Origin of the sequence: Glycomyces amatae, assembly GCF_020991375.1 — a bacterium.
Classification (GTDB): Bacteria; Actinomycetota; Actinomycetes; order Mycobacteriales; family Micromonosporaceae; genus Glycomyces; species Glycomyces amatae.
This window is the reverse complement of sequence record NZ_JAJLQZ010000028.1, coordinates 1-12,431: the sequence shown is the minus strand read 5'-3', so window position 1 is coordinate 12,431 and position 12,431 is coordinate 1. Positions and strand designations below refer to the sequence as shown.

At 74.4% G+C, this 12,431-nt stretch carries 10 protein-coding genes; 6 read left to right on the top strand and 4 right to left on the bottom strand.

Annotated elements, in window-relative coordinates; translation table 11 throughout:
- Positions 1-9: 9 nt before the first annotated feature.
- Positions 10-1,518: an alpha/beta fold hydrolase gene (locus LO763_RS25810; RefSeq protein ID WP_230790750.1), complete on the bottom strand. Its 1,509-nt coding sequence runs from the start codon at positions 1,516-1,518 to the stop codon at positions 10-12.
- 345 nt (positions 1,519-1,863) lie between these two features.
- On the opposite strand from LO763_RS25810, the gene LO763_RS25805 reads away from it, so the two are divergent.
- From LO763_RS25805 to LO763_RS25795, 3 genes are all read left to right on the top strand, one after another.
- Positions 1,864-3,060 (top strand): winged helix DNA-binding domain-containing protein, encoded by a 1,197-nt coding sequence (locus tag LO763_RS25805; RefSeq protein ID WP_230790747.1) that lies wholly within the window; start codon positions 1,864-1,866, stop codon positions 3,058-3,060.
- 257 nt (positions 3,061-3,317) lie between these two features.
- Positions 3,318-4,892: an FAD-dependent monooxygenase gene (locus LO763_RS25800; protein ID WP_230790745.1), complete on the top strand. Its 1,575-nt coding sequence runs from the start codon at positions 3,318-3,320 to the stop codon at positions 4,890-4,892.
- Between the two features lie 78 nt (positions 4,893-4,970).
- Positions 4,971-5,570 carry a TetR/AcrR family transcriptional regulator gene (locus LO763_RS25795; protein ID WP_230790743.1) on the top strand — a complete coding sequence of 200 codons (600 nt, stop codon included), beginning with the start codon at positions 4,971-4,973 and terminating at the stop codon, positions 5,568-5,570.
- 153 nt (positions 5,571-5,723) lie between these two features.
- Here LO763_RS25795 and LO763_RS25790 read toward each other — a convergent pair whose 3' ends face one another.
- Complete coding sequence (locus LO763_RS25790; RefSeq protein ID WP_230790741.1) at positions 5,724-6,422, bottom strand: response regulator; 699 nt, start codon at positions 6,420-6,422, stop codon at positions 5,724-5,726.
- Entirely contained in the window at positions 6,419-7,561 is a 1,143-nt protein-coding gene (locus LO763_RS30160) for a sensor histidine kinase (RefSeq protein ID WP_230790740.1), read from the bottom strand. Before LO763_RS30160 ends, LO763_RS25790 begins: the two co-directional genes overlap by 4 nt.
- 109 nt (positions 7,562-7,670) lie before the next feature.
- On the opposite strand from LO763_RS30160, the gene LO763_RS25780 reads away from it, so the two are divergent.
- From LO763_RS25780 to LO763_RS25770, 3 genes are all read left to right on the top strand, one after another.
- On the top strand, positions 7,671-8,393 hold the full coding sequence (locus LO763_RS25780) for a hypothetical protein (protein WP_230790739.1): 723 nt from the start codon (positions 7,671-7,673) through the stop codon (positions 8,391-8,393).
- 105 nt (positions 8,394-8,498) lie between these two features.
- The gene (locus tag LO763_RS25775) at positions 8,499-9,215 is read left to right on the top strand and encodes a hypothetical protein (protein ID WP_230790738.1); all 717 of its coding nucleotides are present in this window, start codon (positions 8,499-8,501) and stop codon (positions 9,213-9,215) included.
- A gap of 148 nt (positions 9,216-9,363) precedes the next feature.
- Positions 9,364-9,903, top strand: a complete 540-nt coding sequence (locus LO763_RS25770) for an NlpC/P60 family protein (RefSeq protein WP_230790737.1) — start codon at positions 9,364-9,366, stop codon at positions 9,901-9,903.
- 97 nt (positions 9,904-10,000) lie between these two features.
- On the opposite strand, the gene LO763_RS25765 is transcribed toward LO763_RS25770, so the two are convergent.
- The gene (locus LO763_RS25765) at positions 10,001-12,343 is read right to left on the bottom strand and encodes an ATP-binding protein (protein ID WP_230790736.1); all 2,343 of its coding nucleotides are present in this window, start codon (positions 12,341-12,343) and stop codon (positions 10,001-10,003) included.
- Positions 12,344-12,431: the final 88 nt, after the last annotated feature.

Here is a 12,431-nt window from a genome sequence, read left to right as displayed (position 1 = left end):
GCGGGCCGCTCAGTACCGGTCCGCCTCCGGCGGCGCGGACTCCGACGCGCCGTAGCGCGGGAAGTCCGCGTTCGGGCAGCTCAGGTCCGCCTCCGGCACCGCGCGGTGGACGAAGTACGCGTTCACCGCGTCGTCGACGCACTCGGTCTTGAACCCGTACGCGCCGTGCCAGTAGCCCTCGTACGTGACGAGGTGCCCGCCGGCCTGCTCGGCCGCGGTCCTGCTCCACTCGTGCACCGTCACGTAGTCGTGCAGGCTGCCGACGAACACGATCGGCGGCGCGCTGCGGGGGACGTCCAGCTCGTGGTGCTCGTTGACGTGCTCGATGCCCGAGCCGATGCAGGTCAGCGCATTCGAGTTCGCCGGCGACCACTCCACGTTCGGGTAGGCCTCGGCCAGTCCCTCCATGATCGACTCGAGCTCCTGGTACGTCCCGACCTCCCAGTCCCAGTCCTGGCACCGCATCGGGAAGCCGGGGTTCTCGACCAGCACCGGTTCCTCCCGGACGGCCGCGGCCCCGGTGAACCGCGCGCCGTCGCGCATCGCGGCGAAGTCGGCGGCGAGCCGGGGCCAGGCCTGCGGGAAGTGCGCGGTGAACGTGTACAGGTTGGTGAGGAACTGGAAGTCGAGCGGGTAGCCGTCGTACGGGTCGATCAGCTCGCCGCTGCGGGACTTCGCCTTCAGGTCCGCGTACACGGACTCGACGTCCTCGCCGTGGAGCGCGCACTCCGGTTCGGCCTCGCACCAGTCGGCGAACGCGATGAAGTTCTCCTCGAACCCGGCGGTCATGGGCGCCATGTGCCCCCAGACCGAACCGGTGCTGTGGTCCAGGTTGCCGTCCAGGACCATGGTGCGGATGCGGTGCGGGTACGCCTCGGCGTACTGCTGGCCGATGAGCGTCCCGTAGGAGTAGCCCAGGTAGTTGAGCCGGCCTTCGCCGAGGGCGCGGCGGACGCGTTCCAGGTCCTCGACGGTCTCGAGGTTGGAGACGTGGTCGAACAGCTCCCCGGTGCGCTCGCGGCAGTCCTCGGCGAGGGCGCCGTTGGCGTCCACGAGCGCCTGGAACGATGCCTCGTCCTCCGGCGGCAGGTAGGAGACCGCGTTCACCGCCTCCTTGTCGCACACCACCCGCGTGGAGGTGTTGACGCCGAGCGGGTCGAAGCCGACGAGGTCGAACCGCTCGGCGGCCTCGCCGGTCAGCGTGTTCCCGTCGATCACCCACTGGACGCCCGAGCCGCCGGGGCCGCCCGGGCCCAGGACGATCGTGCCGAGCCTCTCGTCGGGGTTCGCCGCCTGGCGGCGGGCGAGGCCGATCTCGATCTGCTCGCCGCGCGGGCGGTCGTAGTCGAGGGGGACTTCGATCGTCGCGCACTCGACCGGCTCGGCCGGGTCGGCGCCGTCGCACGGACCCCAGTCGACGCCGTGCGGATGCGCGGCGGCGGGTGCGGCGGCCAGCAGCGTGGCGCTCACGGCCGCGGCCGACGCGGCGGCGGCGAGTGCTCGGATACGAGGGTGCAAACCGGCATCCCTTCCGGTCGGGGGGAACGGGAACCGGCACGGGCATCGCGGTGCTCGATTCCTCCTGCGACTGCCAGGATCACATCGGACCCCGGCGGAGCGCAAGCGGCGGTCCCGCCCCGGCCTCCTGCCGTCCCGGCCCCTTCCGCACCCGCGTGAACAGCGACGACACCGACCGCATCTCCATGCGCGCCATGCGGGACCGCCGGTTTCCGGGCATGTCCCGATCCGTCCGGGACACCGGTCCGGCGGCGTCCGCATTCCGGCGCGGGCGCTCGGCGGCCCGAGGCCGCGCGGTGGCTACGATGAGCTGCCGACGGCGGCAGAGGGAACCGGGGGAGCGGAATGCGACTGATCGACGACGCCGAGCGCCGGGCGCGCGCGGCCCGGAGGCACGCGCTCGCGGCCGGGCACCGCGCCGGGGACGTGCTCGCGGCGGTCCGGGCCATGACGGTCCTGCACTCGACCGAGCAGGCCACCCCGTACCTGTCGCTCTTCGCCCGCGTCGACGGCTTCGAACGGCCCGACCTGGACCGCGCCCTGATCGAGGATCGGTCGGTGGTCAAGCAGCTCGCGATGCGCCGCACCCTGTTCGCGTTCCCCCGCGAACTGCTGCCCGCCGCGCTCGGCAGCGCCGCCGCCCGGGTCGCCCGGCAGGAGCACGCCGCGCTGGTCAAGGACCTCGAACGCAACGAGGTCGCCGACGACGCCGCGTCCTGGATCGAGGCCGCCCGCGCGGCGATCCTGGACCGGCTCGCCGAGGGCCCCGAGCTCAGCGCCAAGCAGCTGCGCGAAGAGCTCGCCGAACTGAGCGGGCGGCTGTCGATGTACGAGCACAAGTCCTACGGCGGGCTCACCCACGTCGCCCCGCGCGTCGTCACCTGGATGGGCGCCGCCGGGGACCTGGTGCGCGGGCGCAACGGCAGCCACTGGCGGGTCAACCGGAACCTGTGGACGCGGATGGACCGGTGGCTGGGCGCGCCGGTCGACCCCCTCGACGCCGCAGCGGGCTACGAGCGGCTCGCCGCGGCGTACCTGCGGACCTTCGGCCCGGTCACCGAACGGGACCTGGTGTGGTGGTTCGGCGCGACCAAGACCGCGATGCGGCAGGCCCTCAGCGGCCTGGGCGCGGTCCAGGTGCGGCTGGAGCGCGACCGGACCGGCTGGGTGCTGCCCGACGACACCGAGCCCGAACCGCCCGTCGAACCCTGGGCGGCGCTGCTGCCCGCACTGGACCCGACCTCGATGGGCTGGAAGGACCGCGACTGGTACCTCGACCCCGCCCTCGCGCCGGACCTGTTCGACGCGAACGGCAACTGCGGCACCACCGTCTGGTGGGACGGGCGGATCGTCGGCGCCTACGCCGTGGACGAGTCCGGCCGGGTCGAGACGGTCGTCGCGCACGACCCCGGCCCCGCCGGGCGCGCCGCGATCGAGACCGAGGCCCGGCGGCTCGAGAAATGGCTCGACGGCGAGCGCGTCGCGACCGCGTACAAGGCCGCGCTCCTGGCCCGGAACCGGCCGGACGCCGACGCGGGCTGACCCCGGCCGCCGCCGCGCTCACGCCGCCCGGTCCGGGACGAACGGGCGCGGTGCCGCCGCCGGTCTGGAATCCATCGGCGGTCCGCGCCTCGCCGAGGCGACGGACCCGGCCGCTCCCTGACCGCGACCGAACCTCACGCGCCGCCTCCTCGTCCCGTTCGACGTGCGCCGCTGGACCCGAATTGACAAGTGGGCGCTTGCCCGCTAATAATGGGCAAGCGGTCACTATAAGGCCGCCGCGAAAGGAGCAGATGCCCATGGAGGCTTCGACCACGACCGACGTCCTCATCGTCGGCGCCGGACCGGTGGGACTCACACTGGCGTGCGACCTCGCCCGACGCGGCGTCGCAGTGCGGATCATCGACCGCGCCGCCGCCTTCCCCGTCGGCACGCGGGCCCGGGGCGTCCGCGCCCGGACGCAGGAGGTGTTCGACGACCTCGGCGTGCGCGACCGCCTGGCCGAGCACGCCGAGACGCCCCTGCCCACGCGCTTCTACGGCCCCGACGGGCAGGTGGTGCGCGAGGTGATGATGTACGACGCGCCCCCGGTCCCCGGAGCGCCGCATCCCGGCAGCCTGATGGTGGGGCAGCAGTTCACCGAAGCGGTCCTGCGCGAACGGCTCGCCTCCCTCGGGGTCCGCGTCGAGCTCGGCCGCGAACTGGTCGACCTCGCCCAGGACCGCGACCGCGTCACGGCGACCGTCCGCAGCGGCGACCGCCGCGAACACCTCCGGGCCCGGTACCTGGTCGGCTGCGACGGCGGCGGCAGCACCGTGCGCAGGCGGGCGGGGATCAGCTTCCTGGGCGAGACGTGGGAGCACCAGCGGATGCTGTTCGGCAACCTCCGCGTCGACGGCCTGGACGACTCGGCCGCGCACCTGTGGATCCAGGAGCCCGGCGGTGCGCTGACCCTGGCGCCGATGCCCGAGAGCGACACGTGGTTCTTCACCGCGCCCCTGCCCCAGGACGGCGGCCAGGACCCGTCCTCGGCGTCGGTCGAGGCCTTCGCCGAGATCTTCGCGGAGCGCGTCGGGCTTCCCGGGGTGCGCTTCTCCGACCCGCTCTACCTCTCGGTGTACCAGGTCAACATCCGCATGGTCGACCGCTACCGGGAGGGCCGCGTCCTCTTGGCGGGCGACGCCGCCCACGTGCACGCGCCCGCCGGCGGCCAGGGCATGAACACGGGCGTCCAGGACGCCTACAACCTCGGCTGGAAGCTCGCGGGCGTCCTGCGCGGCGCCCCCGACGCGCTGCTGGACACCTACGAGGAGGAGCGCCTGCCGGTCGCCGCGCACGTGCTCGCCTCGACCACCGCCAGGGGCCGGCACTGGAGCGGCTCGGACACCGCGCGCGTCTCCGAGCGCATGGCCGGCGCCTTCCAGGGCAAGGACCCGTTCAGCGACGTCAGCCAGTTGAGCATCGCCTACCGGGGCGCCGGCCTGGCCCGCGACCTGGACGAGGCGCTCGGCGTCCGCGCGGGCGACCGCGCCCCCGACGCCCGCTGCGCCGATCCGGCGACCGGAGCGGACGTGCGGCTGTTCGACCTGTTCCGCGGCCCGCACTTCACGCTGCTCGTCTTCGGCCCCCGGCCCGCGCCGCGAGCGGACGGGAGCCGAAGCGGCGACGTCCGCACCCACCGCATCCTCGCAGGGCCTCCCCGCGACGGCAGCGGAGGCGCGCTCTTCGACGAGACCGGGGAGGCGCACCGGCTCTACGGCGTCGACCGCGACGGACTCGTCCTGATCCGGCCCGACGGCCACATCGCCCTCACCGGCGGCGCCTGGGACGACCGGTCCGTGTCCGACTACCTGCACGACCTGGTCGGGGAGTAGGGCTGAGCGGCGGCGGTAGACTGGGCGGGCGCCCACCAATGCGGGCGCGACCGCCGCCGCCCGCCCGAAGGAGGACCCTTGCCGACCGGTGTGGCCCTGCACGACGCCCGGGCGCGGCTCCTCGCCGCCGCCGAGCGGGTCCTGGAGCGCGACGGCGCCAGCGCCCTGACCAGCCGCGCCGTCACCGAGGAGGCCGGGGTCGCGAAGGGCGTGCTGCACCGCCACTTCGCGGACTTCGACGACTTCCTCGCCGAACTCGTCCGCGACCGCATCGCCCGGGTCGAGGCGGCCATCGGCGCGCTCACCGCGTCGGCGGGCTCGGCCACCCTCGCCGCCAACCTGACCGAGGCCCTCACTCGCGTCTTCACGCCGGTGAACCTGGGCCTGGCGAGCGCCGTGATCTCCCGCGACGGCCTGCGGTCCCGGCTGCGGGAGACGACCCCGCGCGGCATCCCGATCCTCACCGAGGCCGGCGCCCGCCTCGCGGCCTACCTGGACGCCGAACGCCGCCTCGGGCGTATCGACCCGCGCACCGATCCGCGCACGCTCGCCATGACCCTGATCGGCACCGGCCACCTGCTGTTCGCCGGGGAGCTCGGCGCGACGCCCGACGTCTCGGCCGTCCGCGAGGTCGTCGAATCGCTCATCGTCGGCGCGGAGCCCGGAAGACGCCCCTGACCGGAGACGGGCGCGGAACCGTGACCCGTTGCGCGCCTTGCGCTCTCGTTGACAGCGCGACGGCGAGCCTCTGCCGGGCCGCAGCGGTCCGCCCCAGCGCCGACGCCCCCGGTCCGGACCGGTCCGATGCGGCGTCGGCCCGGACCCCTGGTCTCAGACCCGGCGCCGGTCCGTCGATCGGTCGGGGCCCGTCCCGGGACTGACGAGCCCGGACTCGTAGGCGGCGATCACGAGCTGCGCCCGGTCCCTGGCCCGGAGCTTGGCGAGGAGGCGGCTGATGTGGGTCTTCACCGTCGCCATGCTGATGAAGAGCCGGGCGGCCAGCTCGGTGTTGCTCAGGCCCGCGGCGATGAGGACGAGCACCTCCCGCTCCCGCTCGGTGAGCGCCTCGAGGCGCCGGCCGGCCGCCGACCCGGCCTCGGGCCGGAGGCCGTACTCCTCGATGAGGCGTCGGGTCGCGGTGGGGGCGAGGACGCCCTCGCCTGCCGCGACCGTCCTGATGCCGGCCAGCAGCGACGCCGGGGGAGCGTCCTTGAGCAGGAAGCCGCTCGCGCCCGCCCGCAGGGCGGCGTGCACGTACTCGTCGAGGTCGAACGTGGTCAGCACCAGCACGCGCACCTCGGACAGCGCGGGGTCGGCGCCGATGCGCCGCGTGGCCTCGATGCCGTCCATGCCCGGCATGCGGACGTCCATGACGACGACGTCGGGCCGGGTCGCGCCCGCGAGCGCGACCGCCTCGCCTCCCGAACCGGCCTCTCCGACCGCCTCGAGGTCGGGCGCGGAGTCGACCAGGAGCCGGAAGCTGCCGCGCACCAGCGCCTGGTCGTCGGCGATGAGCACCCGTACCGTCATCGGGTCGCGTCCTTCCCATAGGGCAGGACCGCCCTGACGGCGAACCCGCCGCCGGGCGCGGGCCCGGCCGCGAAGGAGCCGCCGTACACGAGGACGCGCTCGCGCATGCCGATGAGGCCGTGCCCGGGCTCCCCGCCGGACTGGGGCGGGCCGTCGTCCACGACCTCCGCGGTGACGGCGCCGCGGTCGTGCCGCACGCTCACGGAGCAGTGCCCTCCTCGCGAATGCCTGGTCACATTGGTCAGCGACTCCTGCACGACCCGGTACACCGCCAAGGCGACGCCCGCCGGCAGCCGCGCGGGGACGTCGACCTCCGAGCTGACGCGCACGCCCGCGGCGCGGGCGCGCTCGAAGAGCGCCTCCAGGCCGTCCAGGCCCGGCACCGGCCCGAGGTCGCCGGCCGCGGCGTCCGATCGCAGCACGGTGAGCACGCTCCGCATCTCGGTCAGGGCCTCCCTGCTGGTGGACTCGATGGAGCGCAAGGCCTCCCGGGCCCGGTCGGGCCGGGCGTCGGCGACGTGGCCGGCGACGCCGGCCTGGACGGCGATGAGGCTCAGGTTGTGGGAGACGATGTCGTGGAGCTCCCGGGCGATGCGCATCCGCTCCTCGGACACCAGGCGGACCTGCTCGCCGGCGCGGGTCCGGCGGTCGTCCTCGCGTCGGCGCCGGACCGCGGCGCCCGCGGCCCAGCCGCCGCCGGCCACGACCCCGACCGCGCCGGTCAACCCGAGGGCGCCGGAGAGGCCCTCAGAGGGCGTGACGACGTACAGGCCCGCGAACAGACCGGCGCCGAGCACGGCGAGCGCGGCGAGCAGCGCGGGCACCGACCGCCGGAGACCGGTCGAGGCGCCCACCGCGTACAGGGCGAGGGCGGCCGGAACGAACGGCTCGCGCGTGAGGTCGAGCAGCGCGGCGGCGGCGCAGCCCGCGACGACGACCGCCGCGCACGGCAGGGGCCATATCCGGCGCACCGCGATCGGCGCGCCGACCGCGGCGGCGGTGACCCATGCGAGCCAGGCCGGTCCGGTGAAGACCGGCGCGCCGTCCGAGCCGTCGAACGAGGCGAACACGAGATACGCCGCGCACACCGCGGCCGCCGCGGCGGCGTCGAGTGCGAGCAGGCTCCGGCGAGAGGACACGGCCAAACGGTAGCGCCCGCCCGCCCCGGCGTCGTCATACCTCGGGCCGACCCCCGATCCCAGCCCCTGCTCTGACGCGGCCGCGGCCCCGCCCGCCGATCGTTGCGGCATGACCGAAACGACCTTCCCCGGCCGCTGGCTCGGCGGCACCGCCCTCGTCGCCGCGCCCATGCTGCTCCTGACCGGCGTCCTGCTCCGCAGCGGACACGACTTCTTCTTCCCCGAGCAGCTGCGCGCCTTCGCCGCCCACCCGGCGCTCATGACCGCCTCCTACACCTGCTTCCTCGCCGGGAACATGCTGCTGTGGCCGGCCGTCGCCGTCCTCACCGCGCGCATCGGCCGCACCCGCCCCCACTGGGCGCTGTGGGGCGGCGCGATGGCCCTCTTCGGCCTGTTCGCCCGGACGTTCCACGCCGGCGCCGACCACCTCGCGTTCCAGCTGGCCGCGGACCAGGGGCCGGAGGCGGCCACCGGCGCGGTCGCCGACGCCTACGGGGCCTGGCACCTCATGAGCGCGTTCTCGGTCGCGATCATGGCCGGATGGATCGTGCTCGCCATCGGCGCGTTCCGCTCCGAAGCGTTCGGGTCCGGCCTGCTCGGCACCGCGCGGGCCGCCGCACTGGCCTCCATGGCGCTGCTGCCGCTGGGCGTCCTCAAGGGCACCACGCCGCTGTCCGTGGTCGCCGCCTGCGGCCTCGCGGTCGCCCTCGTGCCGATGGGCGTCCGAGTCCTCCGCGACGGGCCGGCCCCGCGCCCGCGGGTCCTCATCGCGCGGCTCGCGCTGTTCGTATTCCTGCTGGCGGCCATGGGGTTCATCGGCACCCTGGGGTGAGAACCGGACCATCCCCTCGCAGGAGGACTTCATCGGCGAGCGCCCTTGCCCGGTGTCCGTATCGTTGTGAACGGTCAAAGCCACGCACTACGGAGGCGATCGCCCATGCGTTCCATCACCCCCCTCGCCGCAGCAGCCGCTGCGGTCCTGGCGCTCACCGGCTGCACCGGTGGCGATCCCGAGCCCGATGCGGCGACGGACACCGCCGACGCCGCCCCGGCGCAGGAGCCGACCACGGAGCCGGAACCCGAGGTCTTCCGCGAATCGATGGGTCTGTTCCGCGCGACCGACCCCGCCACGGCCGAACTCGTCGAGCTGCTGGACACCGGCAGTGCCGCCCTCGACCTCACCTTGTACATCGAGGAGGAGATCGTCGAGACCACCGCCCCGGTCGACGGCGCGGCGGGGAGCGTCAACCTCTGGTTCTTCTTCGACGGAGGGCACGACAATTTCCTGGTCCTCAACGTTCCCGAAGCGGCCCTGGCGATCGGCGACGCCGGGGAGCAGGACGCCCTCTCGACTCTGCGGGGCGTGTTCGGCGTCGAGGCGTCCAGCGGATCGGACGTCGACTACGTGCTCACCTCCACTGGGGACGTCCCCGAGATCGCGACCGCGGACGAGCAGCGCTGCGACGCCGGCGAGGAGGCGTTCCTGGGAGACGCGGAGACGCTCGCCGCCGACCCCTCGGCGTATGCGACGGTCCGCGAGCACTGGGCGGACAGCCCCCGCCTGTGGTGGGCGGTCAAGGCGACGGCGCACTCACTGGCCGAGTACGGGGACGTCAGCGACTCCATGGCCACCGCCTGCGCGATCTACTGGTGAGGCGCCGGTCCGCGTTCCCGGTCGCGCGCCCTGAGAACCGCCCGTAGGTTGCCGCTCGCTTGCCTCGATCAGGTGTCGCCGCATTGCTTGACTGAGTGGAGCGTGCCGCCCGGCACCGCGGACCATTCCCCCTCGAAGGAGAACCCCCATGACCGACACCGAACGAGCGAACCCGTCGCGGCGGCGCCTGCTGACGACCGCGGTGCTCCTCCCGGCCGCGGCGGCGGTCGGCGCCCTCGGCTTCGCCGGAGCGGCGCACGCCGACTACAACGGACCGATCAAGCGTTCGCAGGTGATGAACCGCGCGCACGAGTGGTTCGAGCGGAACGTGCAGTACGACATGGGGGCCACCGTCGCCGACGCGGTCCACGGCTGCCACCGCTACCGCACCGACTGCTCGGGCTTCGTGTCGATGTGCTGGCACAGCCCCGCCCCCGGGCACAGCACGCGCACCCTCCCGAACATCTCCCGCCAGATCCTCTGGAGGGAGCTCAAGGCCGGCGACATCGTCAACGCCTACGACAACCACGTGATGCTGTTCGACTCGTGGAGCATCGACAGCGGCTACATGTGGTACTACGACCTGGCGACCCCGGCGCTGGACATGCGCCACAAGCGCATCGACGCCAACATCCTCCAGAACCAGGGCTACGTCCCGCGTCGCTACAAGCACATCGAGAACGGCTGACCCGACGGACGGGGCGCCGGCACCGCCTCGGCCCGCCGCCCAGGCGGGCCGGATCGTCCGATATCGACGTTTCGGCCCGCCGCCGAGCCCGTCCGGGCTACCCGGCCGAGCCCTCGCGCCCGCGGGCCTCGGCCAGGCCCCGGCGGGCCTGCGCGAGTTCGTAGGCGTCCTCTTGGGACTCGGCCAGGGCCGCGGCCCGCTCGTGGTGGCCGATCGCCTCCGCCGCGCGGCCCGCCGCGGTGAGGGCGCGACCGAGTCCGTTGCGGGCCGCGCGTTCGTACGAGCTGTCGGCGATGTCCTCCGACCACGCCGCGGCCTGCTCGAACCGCTCCACGGCCTCGGCGTGGCGGCCCAGGCTGCTGAGGTCCTCGCCGAGTTCGATCAGCGTCGCGGTGATCCCGGCCTGGACGCCCTCGCGCAGGCAGGCGTCCAGGCAGGCCCTGTGCACCGTGGCGGCCCCGCCCGCGTCCCCCCGCTCGCGGAGCAGCGCGCCGCGGAAGACCTGGACGCGGTTGCGGTTGTGGTCGTCTTCGGGGTCGATCCGCTCCTCGGCCTCCGCCAGCCGGCGTTCGGCCTCGTCGAGGCGGCCGAGGCGGATCAGCGGAGCGACCATGTTCATGCCGACGATCGCCGCGACCATCGCGTCATCGGTGGTCGCCGCCAGCTCGAGCGCCTCCTCGTACACCGCCAGCGCCTCGGCGAAGCGGCCCGAACGGCGGTGCAGGACGCCGATGTTGACGAGCGTCAGCGCCGCGTCGCCGCGCTCGCCCAAGCCCCGCTTGAGGACGACGGCCTCTTCGAGGTGGCCGATCCCGTCCCGGAGCCGGCCTTCGATGCCCAGCCGGCGTCCGGCGTCGCCGAGGGCGTACGCCAGTTTCCAGGTGTCCTGGAGTTCACGGGCGCTGGCGAGGGCGATGTCGTTGGCGGCCGCGTGGGCGGCGGGGTCGCGGTGGTACATGAAGAAGGCGCCGAAGGCCGTGGCCAGGTGCCAGGCCCGCTCGTGGAGGCCGGCGCGCGCGGCCGCCGCCGCGGCGGACTCCAGATTGGCGCGTTCGGCCCGGAACCACGCCAGCGCGCCGTCGCGGTCGGCGAAGCCGGGCAGGCCGAGGTCGTGCGCCGCCGCGCCGGAGGCGAAGCGCGGGGCGTCCCGCACCGCCCGCGCCGCCGCGTGGTAGCCGAAGTGGAGGTACACGTCGAACAGGCGCGCCAGGGCGTCATCGCGGTCGCGCGCGGTGTCCTCGCCGTTCGCCAGCCCGGACGCGAACAGCCGCACCAGGTCGTGCAGCCGGTACCGGCCCGGCGTCCTGGTCTCCACCAAATGGACGTCCACAAGAGACTCAAGTAGGACCGACGCCCGGTGCTCGTCCGCTTCGCACAACGCGGCGGCCGCGTGGACGTCGACGTCGTCGCCGGGGACGAGGGCGAGCCGGCGCAGCAGGCGCCGCTGCTCGGTGTCGAGTTCGAGGTAGGAGGACCGCAGCGCCGCCGCGACGCCGCGGTGGCCCATCTCGAACACGTCGAGCCGCCGCTCGTCGTCGGTGAACCGCGCCAGCAGATCCTGGACGCGCCATTGCGGGCGGCTGCGCAGGCGCGCCGCCGCGAGCCCCATCGCCAGCGGAAGCCGCCCGCACCGGTCCGCGAGCGCCACGGCCTCGTCCTCGGTGATCCGACCGGCGAGGGCGGCGGTCAGCATGGCCGCGGCCTCCCGCTCCTGCGGCGGCTCCAGCGGCACGGCGTACGCGCCCGCCAGCGCCGAGAGGTCGCGTCGGCTCGTCGCCAGGACCAGGCTGCTCGGCGTGCCCGGCAGCAGCGCCTCGACCTGCGCGGCGTCCACCGCGTTGTCGAAGACCAGGATCACCCGGCGGTCGGCGAGGACGCTGCGGTAGCGGGCGGTGAGCTCGCCGATGTCCGAAGGCAGGGACCGGTCGGTCGCGCCGAGGCCGCGCAGCACGCGTGTCAGCACTGAGGCGGGGTCGGGCGTCGGCACCGCCTCCGCGAAGCCGTGGAGGTCGATGAACATCTGCCCGTCGGGCCAGCGCGGGGCGAGGTCCCGGGCGACCCGCACCGCGAACGCGGTCTTGCCCACACCCGCCATGCCGTGGACCGCGATGACGGCGGCGCCGCCCTCCACCGCGGTGTGGACCTCGTCCAGGTGGTCGTCGCGTCCGGCGAACGCCGCCAGGACCTTCGGGAGCTCGCGTGGCGCGGCCGCGGGCCGGAAGGGGGCCTCCGACAGGAGCGCCCGGGCCTCCGGTCCCAGTTCCAGCGCCTCGGCGAGCTGTCGCAGCGTGCCCGGTTGGGGCCGCACCTGCCCCAGCTCGATGCCCCGGACGGTGCGCGGACTGACGCCGGCCTTGTAGGCGAGTTCCTCCTGGGACAGCATCGCGCGCAGCCGAAGCGATCGCAAGGTGCTCACGGCCTCGGACGCATGCTCGACCATCCTGCGATCATAGGCGGTCGACCCGACGCCGCCGCACGTCGCAGGGGCGGATGCCGGACCCGTGCGAGCCGAAGGCGGCCCCGGCCGC